At 43.7% G+C, this 19,511-nt stretch carries 18 protein-coding genes and 4 pseudogenes; 5 read left to right on the top strand and 17 right to left on the bottom strand.

The features are described from left to right. Positions 1-14 precede the first annotated feature (14 nt). The 9 genes and pseudogenes from ABK01_RS01270 to ABK01_RS01230 all read right to left on the bottom strand — a co-directional run bounded on the left by ABK01_RS01270 (position 15) and on the right by ABK01_RS01230 (position 5,284). Positions 15-266, bottom strand: a complete 252-nt coding sequence (locus ABK01_RS01270; protein WP_212565734.1) for a BrnA antitoxin family protein — start codon at positions 264-266, stop codon at positions 15-17. Beyond that, entirely contained in the window at positions 247-519 is a 273-nt protein-coding gene (locus ABK01_RS01265) for a BrnT family toxin (protein ID WP_212565733.1), read from the bottom strand. The genes ABK01_RS01270 and ABK01_RS01265 overlap by 20 nt, the downstream gene beginning before the upstream one ends. 423 nt (positions 520-942) lie before the next feature. Further along, a complete protein-coding gene (locus ABK01_RS01260; protein WP_212565732.1) occupies positions 943-1,515 on the bottom strand; it encodes an SAP domain-containing protein in 573 nt (190 codons plus the stop codon). Next, positions 1,512-1,613 (bottom strand): annotated as a pseudogene (locus ABK01_RS01255) (DUF3781 domain-containing protein); the annotation flags it as partial. The pseudogene ABK01_RS01255 and the gene ABK01_RS01260, both read right to left, overlap by 4 nt. Positions 1,614-1,621: 8 nt before the next feature. Beyond that, positions 1,622-2,119: pseudogene (locus tag ABK01_RS01250) on the bottom strand (radical SAM protein); the annotation flags it as partial. A gap of 156 nt (positions 2,120-2,275) precedes the next feature. Next, positions 2,276-3,166, bottom strand: a complete 891-nt coding sequence (locus ABK01_RS01245; protein WP_212565731.1) for an Rpn family recombination-promoting nuclease/putative transposase — start codon at positions 3,164-3,166, stop codon at positions 2,276-2,278. A 216-nt stretch (positions 3,167-3,382) separates the two neighbouring features. Next, positions 3,383-3,502 (bottom strand): annotated as a pseudogene (locus ABK01_RS11755) (sugar O-acetyltransferase); the annotation flags it as partial. Positions 3,503-3,620: 118 nt separating this feature from the next. Next, positions 3,621-4,844, bottom strand: coding sequence for an ATP-binding protein (locus ABK01_RS01235; protein WP_212565729.1), 1,224 nt, complete (start codon positions 4,842-4,844; stop codon positions 3,621-3,623). A gap of 170 nt (positions 4,845-5,014) precedes the next feature. After that, on the bottom strand, positions 5,015-5,284 hold the full coding sequence (locus ABK01_RS01230; protein ID WP_253675926.1) for an adenine-specific methyltransferase EcoRI family protein: 270 nt from the start codon (positions 5,282-5,284) through the stop codon (positions 5,015-5,017). Positions 5,285-5,558: 274 nt separating this feature from the next. Here ABK01_RS01230 and ABK01_RS01225 point away from each other — a divergent pair, with 274 nt between their 5' ends. From ABK01_RS01225 to ABK01_RS01210, 4 genes and pseudogenes are all read left to right on the top strand, one after another. Next, a complete protein-coding gene (locus tag ABK01_RS01225; RefSeq protein ID WP_016522542.1) occupies positions 5,559-5,930 on the top strand; it encodes an ArsR/SmtB family transcription factor in 372 nt (123 codons plus the stop codon). 344 nt (positions 5,931-6,274) lie between these two features. Beyond that, positions 6,275-8,578, top strand: a complete 2,304-nt coding sequence (locus ABK01_RS01220) for a heavy metal translocating P-type ATPase (RefSeq protein ID WP_253675925.1) — start codon at positions 6,275-6,277, stop codon at positions 8,576-8,578. Between the two features lie 223 nt (positions 8,579-8,801). Next, the gene (locus ABK01_RS01215; protein WP_253675924.1) at positions 8,802-9,857 is read left to right on the top strand and encodes a lipoprotein TP_1001-related protein; all 1,056 of its coding nucleotides are present in this window, start codon (positions 8,802-8,804) and stop codon (positions 9,855-9,857) included. Positions 9,858-10,140: 283 nt separating this feature from the next. Then, positions 10,141-10,619, top strand: a pseudogene (locus ABK01_RS01210) (AAA family ATPase); the annotation flags it as partial. Between the two features lie 41 nt (positions 10,620-10,660). Here ABK01_RS01210 and ABK01_RS01205 read toward each other — a convergent pair. The 7 genes from ABK01_RS01205 to ABK01_RS01180 form a co-directional block, all read right to left on the bottom strand. Continuing rightward, a complete protein-coding gene (locus ABK01_RS01205) occupies positions 10,661-11,530 on the bottom strand; it encodes a 1-acyl-sn-glycerol-3-phosphate acyltransferase (RefSeq protein WP_371922025.1) in 870 nt (289 codons plus the stop codon). A 93-nt stretch (positions 11,531-11,623) separates the two neighbouring features. Next, positions 11,624-12,277 carry an HAD-IA family hydrolase gene (locus tag ABK01_RS01200; RefSeq protein WP_253675922.1) on the bottom strand — a complete coding sequence of 218 codons (654 nt, stop codon included), beginning with the start codon at positions 12,275-12,277 and terminating at the stop codon, positions 11,624-11,626. Positions 12,278-12,301: 24 nt separating this feature from the next. Then, the gene (locus ABK01_RS01195; protein ID WP_253675921.1) at positions 12,302-13,369 is read right to left on the bottom strand and encodes a DUF7954 domain-containing protein; all 1,068 of its coding nucleotides are present in this window, start codon (positions 13,367-13,369) and stop codon (positions 12,302-12,304) included. 18 nt (positions 13,370-13,387) lie between these two features. Further along, positions 13,388-13,522 (bottom strand): hypothetical protein, encoded by a 135-nt coding sequence (locus tag ABK01_RS11680; protein WP_256478592.1) that lies wholly within the window; start codon positions 13,520-13,522, stop codon positions 13,388-13,390. Continuing rightward, positions 13,522-14,841: a pyridoxal-phosphate dependent enzyme gene (locus ABK01_RS01190; protein WP_253675920.1), complete on the bottom strand. Its 1,320-nt coding sequence runs from the start codon at positions 14,839-14,841 to the stop codon at positions 13,522-13,524. The genes ABK01_RS11680 and ABK01_RS01190 overlap by 1 nt, the downstream gene beginning before the upstream one ends. Before the next feature lie 4 nt (positions 14,842-14,845). Further along, the gene (locus tag ABK01_RS01185; protein WP_253675919.1) at positions 14,846-15,736 is read right to left on the bottom strand and encodes a DUF2156 domain-containing protein; all 891 of its coding nucleotides are present in this window, start codon (positions 15,734-15,736) and stop codon (positions 14,846-14,848) included. 197 nt (positions 15,737-15,933) lie between these two features. Then, positions 15,934-16,323: a hypothetical protein gene (locus ABK01_RS01180; RefSeq protein WP_253675918.1), complete on the bottom strand. Its 390-nt coding sequence runs from the start codon at positions 16,321-16,323 to the stop codon at positions 15,934-15,936. A 181-nt stretch (positions 16,324-16,504) separates the two neighbouring features. On the opposite strand from ABK01_RS01180, the gene ABK01_RS01175 reads away from it, so the two are divergent. After that, entirely contained in the window at positions 16,505-17,179 is a 675-nt protein-coding gene (locus ABK01_RS01175; RefSeq protein ID WP_253675917.1) for a B3/B4 domain-containing protein, read from the top strand. A 71-nt stretch (positions 17,180-17,250) separates the two neighbouring features. Here ABK01_RS01175 and ABK01_RS01170 read toward each other — a convergent pair whose 3' ends face one another. After that, positions 17,251-19,506: an MFS transporter gene (locus tag ABK01_RS01170; RefSeq protein WP_253676574.1), complete on the bottom strand. Its 2,256-nt coding sequence runs from the start codon at positions 19,504-19,506 to the stop codon at positions 17,251-17,253. Positions 19,507-19,511 lie beyond the last annotated feature (5 nt).

Genomic DNA, 19,511 nt, shown 5'->3' with positions numbered 1-19,511 from the left:
TCGTAAATATATGCTTAACCATTTACAGCATAATGCTTTGCATATTGAGAAAGTACTTCATTCATCATAGTCTGATATTTTGTATGATTTTTCTTTGCTTCTGTTTTAAAAAAATTAATACAATCAGAATCTATTGAAATGGTTATTTTTTCTTTTGCTGGTTTCTTTACAAGCTCTGCCGGTGAAGGAAGAAAATCCGTCACTAATACGGCAGAATCCAATGCTTCCATTACTGATTTTTCGGGGTTACTGTAAATGCTCTTCATAGAGTTTCTTTCCTTGACGCCAATATCCTGCGCCGAAAATCCTAATATTTTGACCACGTATTGTAAAACGCACGGTCAAAATTCCTTTATCTGTTTTTCCAATACAAAAATAACGTTTTTCTGAAATGGAATGCTTTACATCTTCTAAAATCATACGGTTTACGTCAAAAAAAGCATCCTGCGCCTTTTCAAAAGAGACCTTATGCTTCCCTATGTTTTCAGAGTTTTTATTTTCATCCCATTCAAATGTCATATACCTCCATATTATACATACTATTTTATGTATTCGTCAACATACAAAATATTTTATTGAAAAAACTAACAGCACGCTCATAACCTCCGTCCCCGATTTTCATCATTTTACCGCAACTCCGCTCTTATTAAGCCATTTTGTCACATATTTGCCAAGGGATGAGCCGCCCGAATAATGAACCGACAGCCCTTCACCGAGTTTAGCATTCGGGGCAAGCAGAGGGATTGCAATCCCCCTGGAATAATCGGAAAGATTAATGATTATAAACGAGAGCTGTTAACATGGATTTTCGGTTTTGCTGCAGTATAAAGCGGCGGCAAAGTTGACGCGAAGGCTGCCTAAAAAAGGGAGATGCACCGGCATCGACGCCTCAAACAACTTTCGTGATAAAACAAACGTCAGGTTAAAGTGGGTCAAAATTTTCTATGTATGTTTATTCTTTTTCCACGTTATATAATCTTTTTTTATCTTCATATTTTTTAGTTTATTCCATTCTTCCAAAGCATCTTCTCTTATCGCATCTTTTTCATTTGCTAAATAATCACTTATAAAGTTATTAAATTTGCAGGATGGAATTTGCGGAAGTTTTCCTTCGGTTTTATTTAAACGAATATATTCACAAATGACATCATTATAAGTTATTTTTTCATCATGAGAAAGTTTATTTTCAATCCATCGATTAAGCCAATATTTTGCCCCTGATTTCGGTTTTAGTCCCGGAACTCGGCTATTCATTTGACTATGTATGAATTCCCATGTTTCTTTTTTATTGCTAAAATTTTCAACATAACTGCTATTATTCAAAATTTCTATATTCCGGCTTTTGCTCCTAAAACTATTCTTTTTATTCACCGTCCCGGTTTCCAAAAATTGAATAATCATTTCTTCAAGCTGATCCTTTCGTATTTTTGAATGAAAAGGAATTTCAAGCGATTTTGCCAATGCTTTGAGTTCACTCATATACCAATATTTATTTTCAAATTCTTTTATCGTCATATAGTCTTTTGCTTATGTGCGGTGATTATTGTATAACTGTATGCATTAATGGTGATAATAACATCATCAATACTTACATACCAATTTTTTACTTTTTTGATTATTGTGGAATGCCCGCATCGTGCAGCGTTTTAAGCACCGCAAAACGCTCACTCGTAACGGCAACATTCGGTTCAAGTATTTTGCAGAGCTTATCGTTATATGTGGTGAGCGTCATCTGCACAACACACTTTGCTTTTTTGTTCACCGCCTGCAAAAGTTCAAGGTCGCGCAAAATCAACGGCGATTTTGTTATCACGGTAAAGCCGAACCCATACCGGTACACGGTTTCTATCGCTTTGCGCGTCATACCGATTTTTTCTTCAAGCGGCATATACGGATCGGTCATAGAACCGGTGCCGATCATGCACTTATTTCGTTTCCGCCGCAAAGCAGTTTCGAGCAGTTCTATTGCATTCTCTTTTATTTCTATATCTTCGAACGTATGCTTTATTTGATAGCAATCGCTCCGCGAGTCGCAGTAGATGCACCCGTGAGTACAGCCTCGGTACAGGTTCATTCCGTTTTTAGCCGATAAAATTCCTTTTGCTTGAACAAAGTGCATACGAATACGACTATTTCTCCCGCCACTTTTTCAGCGCCTTTTTAATATCCTTGATTGTCCAATCGTAATGGCTCGATGTTAAAGCCGATAGGCGATTCTGTCAGTGCATTTTAATTTAATATTTGTAAGGAGAATATCCGGCGCCGCTAAACCGAATTACAGTTTTTCAATTTCTTCAACGGAAAGACCGGTTCCTTCAGCTATCTTGTCAATGTCAAAACCGAAACGTTTAAAAGCCTTAGCTGTTTCAAGCTTTGCTTGGCGCGATCCGTTGGAAAAGCCTTGTTCAATACCTTGTTCAATACCTTCGGCAAAGGCAATTTCTCGTTCTTCAGCACGTTGTACGGCTATATCGGTTTCATAATCATATTCAGCTAATAGCATATTAACGACCTCCTTACTCTTGCGTTTTAGATATTCACGCAAAATATTGTTCTCTATACATTCTTCAACGGCTTTTTCAAAACCGTTTTGAGGGTCTATTTCTTTCCATTTTCGCACTGTTTCCACAAATATACTGTATTCCTGTATCGTTTTACAGTTTTCCAATACAGGATGGCGGTTTTGGCGGTTTATGTTTATTACTTTAACGGTCAACTCAAGATTAGGTTCCGCTGCCTTTTCTATGAAGGCCTCCGAGAGTTTAAGAGTCTTATCACAAGGATAGTCTTCTTCTCCATTGTAAAAAACATAGAATTCAGGACTCGGAATTTTCAGTAGTTTACGGCTATATTTTTCTTTTGATTCAAAGAGGGTTTCATACAAGCGGCTGATGTATTCAAGGCAGCGTAAAGGCATATTCGGGTTGATTGTTGACTGGTGTTCTGCAAGCACTATTATTTTGTTATCTACAAGGTAGGATACATCGTTATAGAATGTCATGTACAAGACTTGATCAAGGCGGATATTTTTCAAAAGCTCTATAGCCGTAAGTTTGGTATTATGCAAGGCGTTATACAGTGACAAAAAGTTTTCTTTTGCTTTTTCGTCTTCACTGAATAAATCGACAAAGACAGAATCTTTATATTTTCTGTTTGAAGTGCTCATATCACAACTCCTTAACATACAATTATACCACATTTACCGCCGTTTTGTAAGAATACCGTGACGTATACCGCACGTATATACACAAAAAAACGCCTCAAGCCAGAGATATCTCCGACGTGAGAGCGGATAGTTTAGTTGACTGTGTTATTACCTATTAATCGGACTACTCTGCAACAAACCTATCGGCCTGTGTTCCCATGTCATCGGCATTGAACATCAGTCTTCAATATCATTTTCCAGCTGTTTTATCACCTTTGCGGGAACACCGGCGGCTACGCAGTTATCGGGAATATCTTTTGTTACCACCGCACCCGCCGCGATGATGACATTGTTGCCGTTGGTTACGTCCGGCAAAATCATACAGTTACAGCCGATCCATACATCGCTTCCAATAATAACGAGTTTTGAGTTCGCCATTTTTATTTCATATAAATAGTTGTTCACTCTACAAATTTCAAATCACCCAAACCGGCACGATGTAGTTTTCCCTATCAATTGCTGAAAGCTCCGGTTTCATGCAGATGACCGCGCCTTTAGAACGCGGAATAGAAGCGTTATCCAGTAAGCTGAATACTTTGACAAGCTCGGAACCCGGATTTGCGGATTTCTTAATTTCTATCGGATTAAGTACGCCGTCATGCTCTAATACGATATCGATTTCTTTCGCGTCTTTGTCCCGATAGTAATACATAAAGGGCGCTTTACCGTTATTGAGATATGTTTTCATTATTTCGGAAACAACATAATTTTCAAGTATGGCTCCGTTCATAGCGCCGCTTTCCAGCGTTTCCGCACTGCTCCACTTTGTCAGATAGCAGACTAATCCCGTATCATAAAAATACAGCTTGGGAGTTTTTACGAGGCGCTTTAACATATTATTTGAATAAGGGTGTAAGTAAAAAATAATTCCTAACGTTTCAAGAATACCCAGCCAGCCCTTCACCTGCTTTTGATTAATATCCGCGTCGCGTGCTATGTCGGCGATATTGAGCAGCTGTCCGCACCGTGCGGCAACGGCAGTTATAAACCGCAAAAATTTTAAAGAGTCAATCGAATCCGAAAGCGCTCTTACATCTCTTTCAATATATGTTGTTACATAACTGCTGTAAAAAATGTGAGTGTTTTTATTTTGACCGCTTATGACCGCAGGCATGGAGCCGTTATAAATTCTGTTAAAAATTTCTTTGATATTCGCAGGTTTTCGTTCTCTGCTCCGTGCAGAAAGTTTTTTCATATCGAGCACAAACGGCTCAAGTCTATTTCCGTAAATCTCTGCTTGCGATAAAGATGTTAATGAGAGCACCGCTACTCTTCCTGCCAATGACTCTTGCATTCCCTGCATCAGCTTAAAAGCTTGAGAACCGGTAAGCCAGAAATCACCTTTGCTGCGCTTTTTATCCGCATATATTTTTATGTAGGTGAATAATTCAGGCGCATATTGAACTTCATCGATCAGTATGGGCGGTTTATGCAGCTGCAAAAACAGTTCCGGATCGGTCTTTGCAAGAGCTCTCTCATGCAAATCATCGAGCGACACATAACCTCTGTCTGTGCCCTCCATAAGTTTTTGCAGCATGGTAGTTTTCCCAACCTGTCTTGGGCCTGTTACCAATACTACCGGATATTCTTTTGTTACCTCTAAGACTATCTTTTCCAAACTTCTGGAAATATAACTCATACAGCATCCTTTCGGCTAATATGTATTGTGATTACATTTTAGCCGAAGGCTATAGACATGGCAAGTACAAGGCCTCCCATACGGAACAACACTCGAATTGACAGCCCAATATATGCGAATTATTGCGTTAGGCGCAGTCTTTCAGCTTTTAGCCACCGGTCTTATACCTTTTATCCGCAATAGGAAGCAAATATTTTCTCTTGCTGTTTTTGTACAAAATAGTGTACATTATAAGTAAATAATCCTAAAAGATTAAAATTTTGAATAAAGTATTTAGAAAAATTTGATGTAAAAGGATTATCACAATTGCAAAGAACTGTTTTATTCTTAAATTGACCGATATAATGAGAAAGTTCGTTTTCTACAGTTTCATAAGTTGTATAAAACTCATCATCTTTAAATCGCTTTGCTTTATGTAAATTTGTATTTTTATTAGCCATTTTCCCTTCACACCTTGGTTAATAATTAATAATAATAGCACATTTTACAAAAAATTTATAGAGGGCGGTCGTTAATTTTTTAATATTTATATAACAATGCTAAAATACAAAGTTTAAAAGCCACTCTTGACACTGTTTTTAATTGTACATATAATCAAATAAACATCTGAACATTTGTTCATATATTGACAGATAAAACAATCCTGCTGTTTTGAGAAGACGAATGACCAAGGTGGGCAGGCATGATAATCAGAATACGTAAGGAGGCAGCATAATGGAAAACCAAGAAGAACCGATGAGTGACGAAGCGGCGGAGTATTTTAACCCCGATGCCGTGGCTCATGCACGCTCAAAGATCCCCGACGAGGACACGATGACCGCATTGAGTGATTTTTTTAAGAACTTCGGTGATTCAACCCGTATCAAGATTGTATCCGCGTTAATGGCGGGTGAGCTGTGCGTTGCCGACATTGCGGAGGTACTTGAAATCTCCGCTTCGGCAATTTCTCATCAACTGCGTATCCTCAGACAGGCAAAAATAGTGCGTTCGCGGCGGGTGGGAAAACAAATCTATTATTCCATAGAGGACAATCATGTCGGCATCTTATACAGCGTCGGCATGGAGCATATTCTGGAAGGCCGCTAGACCAAAGGAGCAGGGTAAACGCATCAGGCCGTTTTTTAACACCCCCGCGGAAAAATTGATACTATTCGACCAGAACTGCCAAGGATGGCAGTGGTTCCATACAGTAGTGATGTTTTGTGCACGCACAAAACTCGCCTTCAACTGTTGTACATGGACGTACAACAGTTGAAGATGGTTCAAATGGTCTCACAGCCTCAATTTTTCCGCGGTTTTATCTACTCTACCTGATGCGTTTACCCATTTACTGAAAAAACGTGCGAAATTTTAAGCAAAATTTCGCACAGAAGGAAGGCAACCTCAAAAATATTTTTAATGTGGTTGCCATGACCTAAGGAGGAGAGAAAATGGCTTGTAGTTGTATGGCATGTAATCATATACACGAAACGCATAATCATGATGAACATCATCATGACAGTTTGTGGAATAAACACGATATTATCCGTTTTAGCGTAGCGGCGGTGTTTTTTATCGCCGGGATTATATTGAAGGCAGCCGCCGAACCTTTCAAAATTACCGTCCAATTCGGCGGCGCTTCTTACTCCATTGCACTTTCATCACTGCTTTTTGTCGGTTCATGGCTTGCTGCAGGACTGGAAGTTATCCAAACCTTGCTGAAGACCATCGGTAAAGGAAGTATTTTTGACGAAAACTTTTTGATGACCTTTGCGACACTCGGTGCATTCATACTCGGAGAGTGGTCGGAAGGCGCCGCGGTTATGCTGTTTTACAACTTAGGCGAGCTGCTGCAAGCGGCCGCCGTTCAACAGTCCCGCCGTTCCATTACCAACTTGATGGATTTGCGCCCCGAATTTGTCCGGCTCTATCGTAATCCTGCCGACTCCGCATCGGAGTACGGCGATACACACGATTGCTGTGGGCATGAAGATGATGACCACCATCACAGTCATGAGCACATTCACGCCGAGATGTGCGAATGCGGGTATGAACACGGTGAACATCACCATACCCATTCGGAAAACTGCGAATGCGGGCATGAACATAGCCATGAACACCATCACGAACATGAAGAATGCGATTGCGAGCATGAACACGAACATACGCATAATCATACCGAAGAGTGCTGCTGCGGGCATCATCACGGAGACGCCGATTCGAATATTGTTGCTCCTGAAGAGGTGCCGATCGGAACACTCATTCTTGTAAAACCGGGAGAGAAGGTTCCGCTTGACGGGATACTGGTCGAAGGGGCGTGTTCTTTTGACACCTCTTCAATGACGGGAGAGAGTGTTCCGCGTTTTATTGAAGCAGGCGGTACGGTACTGGCAGGATTCGTCAATACGGACGGGCTTGCGGTGATTAAAACCACTGTAGCGGCGGAAAACACCGCTGCGGCCAAAATGCTGCAGTTGGTGGAACATGCGCAAGACCGCAAGGCAAAAACGGAGCGGCTTATTTCGAGCTTCGCACGGGTATACACGCCGATTGTAACGATCGGTGCAGTCGTGCTGGCGCTCCTTCCGCCGCTTGTACTTTCGGCCGTACACGGCGGCCCGCTTTCGTGGAACGCCTTTGTTCCGTGGATTTCGCGCGGATTGGTATTCCTCGTTATATCCTGCCCTTGCGCCTTTGTTATCTCCGTTCCGCTCGGCTACTTCGGCGGACTCGGCGGCGCAGCAAAAAAAGGCATATTGATAAAAGGCGCGGATTTTATCGACTCGCTTGCCAAAACGGACAGCGTTGTATTCGACAAAACCGGCACACTGACCGCCGGTGTTTTAACGGTACAGCATATTCTTCCTGCGGAACAATTCAGCACGGAGGAATTGCTTGAGCTTGCCTACATCGCCGAGTATCATTCCGGCCATCCGATTGCCGTTGCGATAAAAGGCGCTATACAAGGACAGCTCGGCAAAGAGAAAATAGCCATATTTGAAAAAGAAGCAGCCGAACTCCGGCAATACACGGAAAAAGCCGGTTCCGGTGTTAAAATGCTGCGGAACGAACAGGAGCTTGCGGCCGGTTCCGCGCTGTTCATCTTCGGCGATGCGGAAAAGCAGCTTGCTTCCATCGCTCAAATCGAAGGAACAAAGGTATTCCTTTCCTACGGCGGGCGTTATGTCGGCTGTATTATTTGCAGCGATAGCATTAAGCCGCAATCCGCACAAGCGATACGGGAACTGCGCGGCGTCGGCGTTGGATATCTTGAGATGCTGACCGGCGATACGAAACGCACGGGTGAAAAAATAGCCGCCGAATTGCAGCTTGACCGCTGCAGCAGCGAACTTTTGCCGCATGAAAAGGTCGCCCGCTTTGAAGCAATCAGCGACGAACGAAAGAAAGGCAATGCCCGCGCCGTCTGCGTGTTTGTCGGAGACGGAATTAACGATGCGCCCGCTCTCGCCCGTGCGGATGTGGGTATCGCGATGGGCGGAATCGGCAGCGACGCCGCAATCGAAGCCGCCGACGTCGTTCTTATGACCGACAACCCGCAACTTATTCCGCAGGCAATCAAGTCGGCACGTTTTACACGGCAAATCGTCAAACAAAATATCGTTATGTCGTTTGTTGTTAAAATCGCCTTTTTGGCAGGCGGCGCCTTGGGCATTATCGGATTATGGGCAGCGGTGTTTGCCGATGTCGGCGTCGCACTTCTTGCCGTGTGCAACTCGCTGCGCGCACGGAGATAGGAAGTTCCTAAAAGATACAACAGTGCGGGAATATATTCAGCTTTTACTTTTAAGTCCGCAAGATCGATTTTGATAAAATCTTGCGGATAATCAGCGTCTTTATATTTAATGTCAGACCTCCTAAAAAACAGCAAAATTATTTTCTTTTCTCTTAAATTCTTAGCCAAAAAGCCGCGCGTGTCGCATATAGAAGGTAGCTTACAAATACTTAGGAGACGAACCGATGAAAAAACTCTTTTTTGTTATGCCGGTTATCTGTGCGCTATGCGGAGCAGGGTGTGCAGGTTTTTCTCAACAGCCGATTTTTACCGATATTCTCGGAGGAGAAGCTGAACCCATTAAAATAGTAAAAACCGTACGGATGGAAACCAATACTATACAGATATACTTTGCCGGTACGGCGGAATTTCTTTCAGTGGAAATTTTTATCCCCGAAACGGGAGAAACGCAAACGTGCAGCGCCGAGCCGATGGATATCCCCGACAATTTTACCGATTCCGACGAACAATCCGGCAAGGCTGATACCTACACCGCCTTTGCGCTTAGCCCAACTGCCACGATCGGTATCGGAGTTCCTTTTGTATTGCGCGGTTCCGTGTCGGACACAAAGCACAGCGTTCTTGATTTTGCGCTGCCGTTTGAGGGAGCCAATACGCACCCTGCAAAACTGCGGATAACCGAAATCCGTCCGCTATACAGCAGCAAACCGAAAAGCGAATTTATCGAGTTTATTGTAATGGAAAGCGGCAACCTTTCCGGCATCACCATCACGAATGTCGGAGATAAGCAAAACCCGCACTGTCGGTTCCCCGCCGCAGAAGTTTCCGCAGGCGAGACTATTGTATACCATTGGCGTTCCGTCGAAGAGGGTATCCGCGATGAAACAACCGTTAAAATTATTTCCGGCGGAACACAAGCTTGTGCGGCTGCGCGGGATTTTTGGGGACCGTATACGAGCATTCCCAAAAGAAACGCCAATGTCATTCTGATAAAAGCCGGAGTGGACGGCGATATTCAGGATGCCATTCTCTACTGTACCGAAAAAGAATGTGCTAAACGGGGCGCAGCTCCTGCATGGAATGACGAAGAGCTGGTACGGGAAGCGGAAGCCGCCGTTGCAAGCGGTGCATGGCGAGGAGGCGCCGTCTTAAAGTCAGCGGTTATCGCGCCGATAACAGCCTCAAAATCGCTGGTACGCGATGCAAAAACCGCTATTAATAAAGCAGAAAGCTGGACACTCCGCGATTCAAAAAAGGTTACTATGGGGAAACCGTATTAACACCAGCTTTTAAGAATATGCGGAGCATCTACGTTGTCGCATCTAAATTTAAAGGAACTGTTCAAAAACTGTTACGCAATCCGCTTTAGCGGATATGATAAATTATTTCCTTACAGAAAAGGCCGATAGGCTTTCAGTTTTTGGACAGCCCCTTGTCGTTAAGCGGTGTATACGAATGTACATTTCAGAACCGCCACGGATGGCGGTGGTTCCAAGCAGTAACCGGTTTGCTTGCAAACCGGCGCTGGCTTACAAGCGAGGATTTGACTATCTGCAAGCGATAGCAGCATAAAAACAATGGTATGACGCTACCTGTTCCATCCGGCAGGGGAAGGAATGTACAATCCATTCAGTCTATTAAATGCTTTTGATAATAAAGAAATTAAAAGCTACTGGTTCGGGACGGGAACACCGACCTTTTTGGTGAATTATCTGAAAGAAGCTCATTTTTTTATCCCTGACTTGGATGGGAATATTGAATTGAATGAAACCGGATTGGAAACATACAGGGCTGTAGCGCAAGATGCCTTACCTATTCTGTTTCAATCCGGTTATTTAACCATTAAGAAATACGTTACAGAAGAGCGGATGTACCGGCTTGGTTTTCCGAATGATGAAGTGCGGTACGGGTTTTTAGAAAATTTGATGCCTGCATATACTACAATACCGTTTACAGACACGGGAAAATCAGTATGGAGCTTTGTAGAAGATATCTGTAAAAGCAATGTAGACAGCTTTATGGAACGGATGCGGTTGTTATTACAGCTGATATTGAGGTATGTTAATGGAAGCCCGAAAACAGCCTATACATTTCGGTTGTGCATAATCTCCAGTTCTTCCATAACGAGATCGACGACGGCCTGTTTTTTGTCATCTCCGTCACGGCAGCGTTGTTTCGCACGCTCGCGGAATTCGTTACAGTCGATAACCGGACTCATTTCCATTACAACCTTGTCTTGGCACACAATGTCTCCCAGCATATTGGATGGGTCGTCCGAAATGCGCAAACAGTTACCGTTAATAGACACCAACAGCATCACATCGGAGGTTCGGATGTATGAGTCGATTTCGCGGACACCCCGTTTTGTTTCGGGCTTTCCCGGGCGGTAGCGGGTACCTGCCGGATATACGATAACGGCTTTTCCTTCTTTTCGCACTTCTTCCAACGTCCGCATCGAGGCGATATTGATGCTGCGGCTCCGTTTTTTCTCTTCTTCCAGTTGTACGGGGTCGGTAATGCCGGCAAGTGTTCTGCTCGGATAAATGACAATGCGCTCATAGCCTTCGGTGAGAGCGGCTATCAGCGGGTCTTCTTCAGTAAGCTTCATCCCTGCCATTGCGATAGAGCGATGGGCAAGTTCCTCTCCTGCCGGTCCTGTTTGTTCCATTAAATATAAGAAAATCGGTAAATCAAGGTTGCTGTAGTGCTCGGAAAGGATAATGCCTTTCTTTCCTGCTTTAATTGCTTGTAAAAATTCAGCAATGTGTTTTTCTGGGTAGAGTTTTGAACCTTCCAACAAGAGTTTTTTTACGGCCGATTCTAAGATTGATCGAATTTGAGGATTTTCCAGTTTGTGTACATTTTCTTCGGTGATAACATTATCCTTGCTTGCGTATTGTTCGAATAATGGCCTCAAGTTTTCAAGCATATTTTTTAGTACAAGACCGTCAATTTTTTTCTCTTCCATAATGCGCTCCTCAAAATAATACAATTGTCTCGTCGACCTATTCGAAAACGAAAGTTTCAGAATAGGTCTAATATACTCCTATATGGAAAGACGTTCCAACAGCGGCGGCAGCTCATAAATTGATTTGATCGACGGGATACCGGACGCTTTGGTAAAATCCGTACATCGTTCTTTTTCGTCGATCAGTACGCTCCTGCCGCCAATTTTGACAAAACCCTCAACGTAAGCGGGGCAATCATCCAGAAACAACGTTTCTTCAACCGTTTTATGCACAGCGGCAAGCGGCTTGGTAAAGGCTTCCGGTTGCGGCTTCCCTCTCCCTTGGTTATAGGAAATGTCAAAAACACCGAGGAATAAATCACTGATATTAAAGAAGTTCAAAACCCGTTCGGCATGTGCCATCGGTGCATTGGTCAAAACCGTCATCGGCATTTGTAACGAAATGAGAAAGTCTCGTAAATTGGGATCAGGCTGTAATTCTGAAATCTCAGAAGCGGGATGTACTGCTTCAAAATAAGTGTCTCTGTCGTTAAAATGATATTCACACTCAAGCCATTCGAGCGTAGTGCCATAGTTGTGCCGCCGTGCACGTTGCAGTTTTATAGCCTCTTCCAACGGAAGCGATAAGAAATCGGCAATAAATTGAAACATCCGTTCGGAGATTCTCCGTTCCATCAGATTGGATGCAGAATAAAGCGTATTATCAATATCAAAAAGTAAATGCCCTATCATCTCTGTTGCAGTATAGCACAAAAACTAAAAAAGTCCATTAAAATAGGCTTGCTCTGCGCTATACGCAGCGCTGTTAACTGTTAGGCTGACAATGGTAAAGCTGCCGTCTTTATTTTTAATGCATCGTTTTATGTCTTTTGAAATCTTTTTTGATTCGATGTCGTATACGGATTGCTTGAGCGTAAAGGCTGTTTGCTTCCCTTCGACAGTCGTATACGGCAGCAGTGTTTTGGCATAAGGACTTGAAGCTGTTAGCAATCGAAGCAAGCGTTCGGGTACGGATAACGGATTCCCATTTTCTGCCGACGGTATATTGACCGTACTTACCGTTAAAAAGGCGGTATCCTCGCAAAGAAATGAATTATCTGCAATTTTTTTCCACTGGCTATCCAAATGGAGCTGCACACCTGATACGGTTACCGTTTCTTTCTTTGCCGCTTTATCGACGGTAAATACGTTTGTGTTTTGCTGAGGTTCTGCCGGATCATAACCATAGAATACCGATTCCCCGTTACCATTAATGGAACCTATTTCGGTTAATTCCAAAACCGGTTCTTTTTTTGCGCCGGTTATCGCTTTAAGGTGAAAGAGGGGCACAAAAGATTGAAAGTCCAGTGTAACTGCTCCGCCGAATTCTTCCATTTGCTTGCGTACCGTTGCCGTGCCGAACGGCGCCTTTCCTGCACGAGGGAAAGTTTTAATTTCATAGAGCTTGGGTAAAAGCTCCATCAAATAATTAACGCCGAATGTATCATCCTGCGTAATAGAAGAGATAATTTGCTGACCGGTCAGGACTAACCGCCCCTTTTCAACTTGAGCGCTGAATAGGATGGATACGGTACGGGAATTTCCCTGCTCATCGGTACGGATAAAAGCACCGTAGGTTTCATCGTTATAATACAAAAAGCCTATCCATGTAGGGACTTTCCATGAATAATCACGGTAAATAACGTAATCACCGGAAAAAGTACCTTGCGCAGATTCTTTTGTAGGTTTTTGCGTTGCAAAAAGAAGTGTGGGAACAAATACCGACATACAGCATACGATAAACCATGCTGCACTTCGCTTGAGGAAGGCGTGATAATAATCCATTATAATCTCCCCAAAAAATTAACTTTTTTCTGCGTTTTCTTCTGCATATTTTTTGAATTCTTCTTCGCTCATTTTATCGGCATAGAGCGGATAGAGCGCTTCGACTAAATCTTCCAACGTAGGGAATTTTGCACCGTCTAATTTGTATGGCATTATTGTACCTCGCTTACTGTATTTAAGATTTTGATGAGTTCTTCTTTTGTTCCGTTGATGAGCGGTACATCCGGAAGAGGCGTATCAATACCTCGAAGATATTCGGGAATGATGGGAGATTCGCCGCATATCCGGGTAAGAATTTTGCTTTCAAAGGCAGGATGATCCTTCGAGACCAACACGAGAGATTCTCCGCCGCTCCTTTGGCATATATTCCGGTTTTGTGCTGCTGAGTATGCATGAGCGGTCGCCATATCGAACATAATACCGTAACGCCGATAGGAATCGCTGATGAGCATTTCCGCTTCGGCATCCGAGACCCATGCAGGGAAAATAATCGATTTCATAATCGCAGGGCTGAGTGTAAAAATTTGTTCAAGTCGTTCGATGCTGGAAGGTACGGCAGGATCGGCGGGGCCGCGTTCCGAAAGTGGGATGGACGAATTAACGCAGCGGCAGCTACCGGTTTCGTCACAGTTCAGTGCATCCGTTGCGTCCGTGATAAAACCGTTTACCGGCAAGCAAAACTTCCATGCGTATAAGCCTGCCGCAAGATTACCGTAGTTTCCCGACGGCACTGCATAGAATATCTCCCCTGCCGTTCTTGTTTTTATGCGGGTAAAAGCAAACATATAGAAAAACACCTGCGGCAAAATGCGCCCGATGTTGACCGTATTTGCCAATGTCAGGTTATAATCTTTTACGAGCTGCCGCTCTTGATAAATAGACCGGATGAGATTCTCGACTGTGACAGTGTCTCCTTCAACCTCTACGGGATAGACGGAGCCGCCGTTCTGAAACAAATGCTCCGGTTTTAGCCCCTTTGCATAGCCTTTCGGATATAAGATAATCAATTTAAGATGTTTTTTATTTCCGAATGCTGCCGCCATACTTCTGCCGCCGGTTCCGGTACTGGGGGCGATGACAATGGCTTTCTTCTCATCTATTGTTAAAAGGTGTTCCAGCGCGGAAGCAAGCCATAGAAAGCCGAAATCTCGATGATTGCCGGTCGGCCCGTGGAACAGCTCCAGCAAAAAGAGGCGGTCATCAAGCTGGCGAAGCCGCGGGCTATAGGATTGAAACGCCGTTGCTGCAATCCGCTCGGAAATAACCGGACTAATCTCTTCTTTGAGCAGTGCAGATGTTAGCGAGCCTGCTATGGTCGAAAAGGTTGTCTGCTCATTCATGTGCAATATCCACGAGCGTAAATCGTGTTCGGAGTACGGAACATATAAACCGCCGTCGGCAGGCATACAATCAAAGATCGCATGTTTAAAGGAAACAGCGAGATTGCTGTTTCGAGTGCTGACTAACTTCATAGTTTCAAAGCGCTCCTTTATCAAGTCGGTATTTTTTAACAAAACCTTCCGGCTTGTAGCTCATTTTTGCATGGCGCAGCCCCTCGTCGCCCAAGTCTTGCTCACGGTTGATGTAGATAACCTGTTCGGGAAGCGATTGGGCAAAGGCATAGTTGATGTATTGATAGCTGCCTCGAAAATCGGTTCGTGCTTTTTCAAAATGGACAACGGCGATAGTTCCCTGACCGGCCAATTCAGCTAAACACCATGCAACCGGCACACCTTGTACATACAGGATAAGGCTGAGAAAATTCGCTATTTCCGGCAATGCCAAGGCTTGTTGTGCAGCCTCGTAGTCGGTTTCTTGGATGTTGGTTTGCTCCGTCGCCCAGATGTCTAAAATTTTAGATGCGTCTTTTTTGGTATCCGTATCAAGCTTTTTCAACGTAAAATCAGGATAATTGCTTAAAAAGCCATTCACATGGTTTTTCTTTTTATGTAATTGCTTACCGGAAAGCGTACTCAACGAGAGGCGGGTGTAGAGGTAATCGAAATTATCCCTATCTTCGGTAGGAGACTCTTTAAAGTTTTGGAAAAAGGATTCATTAGTAGTTAAATAGGATTCAGAGATTAGTTTCCAGTAAGCACAGTCGCGGTACAGTTCTTTAATTGTAGAAATAGGAAGCGGCGTCCCGAGTGTGAAAAAAAACGGTTTTTGCCGCTCTTCTCCCAAAAAGAGCAGGGTATGCTCATTAAATCTGCTTATCTTATATTTATAAAAATTTCTAAAAAAATACAAACTTCCGAAGGTTAACTCCGACATACCGTCTTTCTGCTGTTGTAAATCGGGTTTAATTGCTTGTACAGCTTCGAGAGATAGCGGAGAAAATTCAGGATACCGCGCAATGACGTCCATGGCCGCTATGTTACTCTTTTATCAAAAAAATCGCAAGTTCTTTAGCAAATATAAAGGGTAGCGGATATGCAAGTTTTCGATAAAAAACTTAGTAATTCAGCACCGCCACGGATGGCGGTGGTTATAACAGAAGCGATATTTTGGCTTTGCCAAAATTCGCAATCAAGTGATGAACAAGGACGTTCATCACTTGATGATTAAGCCGTCAGATCCAACAGATAAGCTGATTCCGGCAAGGATGAAGCATACCCGATGTTCTTTGAAAGCGTTATTTCCGTATGAATTTTAGTATTGACATATTCAATCATCGCATCCAGTGTTTTTTCATCGGGTTTTGCTGTTAATAGCTTATTTTCCCGTTCGTTTTCGCGCATTTTAACCAGCTGATCGATAAGCGTATTTAAAATCTTCAGCTTCCCGATGCTGACGCCGTTTTGATCCTTAGTGCGCGGCACTCCGGAAACATATTGAAAATGAGAATAAACAACTTGTTTGGTATCGACCGGAAGATATGCACGCCCTCCGGCCGAAATGTTCGTCATTGCCACATAAGACAACGTTGACAGCGGTACATAATTCGACACCATACCGATCCCTCCACTATTCCAATAATCGGCATTTTTTTTATGTACTTTAGAGGAATCTTATAAAGAAGATTATCTTTTATCCGTAATGACACAAAACAATATCGGATTCTTTAAAAATTTTAAGCTCAATGGTATAATCAATATGCTTATACCGAATAAAATAGTATGGAGGCTCTCTGCTATGAAATTTATTATGGACGAAAGTATTGCCGCGCTTGGGATTAAAAGCATTGTGATCGGGATTGCAAAAAATGTAGATCCACAAGCTCCCTTATCAGAGGCCTTTTTAAAGAAGCAAAAAGAGATGGAAGAATGGGCGTTGAAATGCGATGTTGATGAAGTATTCAATCATCCGGTTATTCGGGGATACACTGATATGCTGCAAAGTGTGGGACGCAGTATCAAGAAATATATGCCAACCGTTCCGGCTCTTATCCGAAACATTCAGCACCGTGGCTCTATTCCGCACATCAATAGCGTTATCGATATTTATAACGTCGAATCGTTACGTTCGCTTTTGGCAATAGGCGGACATGACCTTGCTAAAGTAGACGGGCAGATAGAGTTTACCGTTAATAAGGAAGAAGGTGTTTTCCTTCCCATCCTATCCACGGAAAAGCATGTCGCTAAAACCGATTACGTGTATCGCGATTCAAAAGGTATTATGGCATGGCTGGATGTCCGGGATGGGGAACATTATAAATTTGATGACGGGACAAAAAATGCAATCTTTATCATTCAGGGAAATGCCAATACCTCCGTCGATATGCGTGTAGACGCGCTCAAACGGATTCAAAGCGATTTAGCGGAATGTATGCCCCGGTTGGAATTTGAGATACAGGTTATCGAGGGGTAATTCATAATGAGAAATTGAGCTTCTCCGTTTCCTGTACGGTTAAGCTGAATTTCAGAAATCGAAGGAGACTTCTACCGTTCCGCAAGTTCCGGCTTTTTGAATAAGGAGATAGCCCAAAACGACAAGAAGAAGCGGAACGCTTCCCGATGAATTAAGCCGATATCAAGGGCGACGGCCACGAGCAGAGCCGACCGTATGCCCAATTTGTTTTTGCCGAATCCGATGAGCCAGTGTACAAAGGCTTCATCGTATTGGTAGTCTTGAATAAAATCGATGACGGTCTTTTTTAGCACGGGATCGCTCGTTTTTTTCGTTTCAAAAATTTCATCGAGTATATCGATGAAAAGAATAGAAGGCGATTGTTTTTCGTTCCGGTATTTTTCAAACATATAATAAAAGTCGTTTTGGATACCCATTAACGATGCCAGTGCAAGCAGCGCTTCGTTTTCGATATAGGGCGGAACGGTGTCCCTGCGGAGAATATCCAGAATAAACATAGGGGAATTATCTGCATTAAAAAGCTCCAGCGCGCGTATCCCTTTCAGTATTAGCGCAGGGTTTTCCGCTTGGGATAGTATGGTGCCGATTTTAGGCTGGCTGTAGCTGTCGTTCAGCCGGGCAAGGGCGACCATCGCTTCTCCGGCAAGATAGTAGTCGTCGCTGTCGAGCGCTGTCCGTAACGGGGTAACCGCTTGCTGCACATTGAATTTGGCGAGTATCCGCGCGGCGAGCGGCGCTGTGGTAAACGCACCCTGTTCAAGCTCTTTCAACACTACATCGCGTACTTTTACATTGATGGTATTCATCGAATAGAGCGCCCGTAATGCGTTCATCCGAATTGTAAAACGCGGAGATTCAAGGTAATGCAGCAGTTGATCGCAGGATACCGATGAAGCAATTTCGCCGAGTTCGTTGAGGATTTTCTCCTCGGTTTCGATAGTTTCGCTTCGGTCTAATTTGTGCAGAAGGTTAAGCGCCTTCATATCGCGGGGAGAAAAGAGCACGGCAAGCGTTTCAAACACGCGGTAACTGCCGAGGTTCAAGAGTTTGCGCTGGAATACGATACCGATTGCGATAATGGCGATAACTATCAAGAAAAATATTTGATACGATTGCAGGTAGGAAAAACCTTGCATTCGCAAAAGGTCGAGTATCGTTCCACCGAGAATGGAACCTGCGCCGCCGGTAATCGCAAGGATAAAGTAATAGAGCATACTTAAATCCATCAGCGCCTCTTCCGGCACCATCGCGAAGAAATATGCTTGCGACGAATTATCCTGCCCGACAAAACCGACATTGCTGATCATCGTAAATAAGATGAGAAAAACGGTGCTGAGTATACCGGCGCTTGCAAGTCCCGGCGCAAAGAAAGCCGGTATTAACGAAAGGGCGCTGATTGCGCTGAAAATAATAAAGATCGGTTTTGCGCCGATGCGGTCGATAATCAGATGCATTAAAAGCCCGACACTGAGTGCGCCTACAAGTGAGTACACGGATAAGATGGTCGCTGCGCTGTCTCGTCTACTGTAAACCTCTTTTGCATACACGATGATAAACGGGCGGATCATCGCAATACCGAGACTGATAATAAAGAACGCCAACACGAACCGTCTAAAGTTTGCATCTTTAAAGGCATCCCGAATGTGCCTCAAAAAAGTGGAACCTTGGCGCGGGGTAGTATTGTCTTTCCGCTTTTGACGGTTCGGCTTTGCGGACTCCGGTTCCGGTATTCTAAACAGCAGGATAGAGGCGATAAAGCCGAGCAGTATGCCGATCATGCTGGCAAGGTTATAGCTATGTACCGAAGGATCCCTCCGTAAAAGCCACGCAAGCAAAACAGTGGCAAGTAATGCCGCAAGGTTGTTGATTAAGGAAAGACGCACGATATACGAGCTGCGGTCTTTCCCGGGCGCAAGGATTCTGATAACGGGATTATTTGCAATCATCCCGACGCCGCGGAAAAAATTGAACAGCCCTACCGCAAGCAGTAGGCAATAGAGCGCATACTGATCGTGTCCTGCAGATACAAGAAAAGGGATGGCAAGCAGCGGCAGCAGCGAGGCGGTACGCAAAAGCCATGTACTGCCGAATGTCTGCATAATGCTGAAACGCATCACCATCAATTTGCCAAGTGGAATGGCAAAAAAAGAAAGGTACATAAATGCGGTCAGTAAACCGACTACCGTTGTGTTGGCTTTTAAAAACAGCGCATAAAGGGTAACCGTATTGCCGGTAACAAGCGCAAAAGAAAAAGAATTGAAGATATTGTAAATGTCGTAGATTCGCCGCCCTCGTTTAATTTTATAGGCCGACAGTTGCTCATTCATCGGCC

This window comes from Treponema sp. OMZ 305, from assembly GCF_024181325.1.
In the GTDB taxonomy this organism is placed as follows: Bacteria; Spirochaetota; Spirochaetia; order Treponematales; family Treponemataceae; genus Treponema.
The sequence above is the reverse complement of the archived record's forward strand: the minus strand, read 5'-3'. Positions and strand labels throughout refer to the sequence as shown.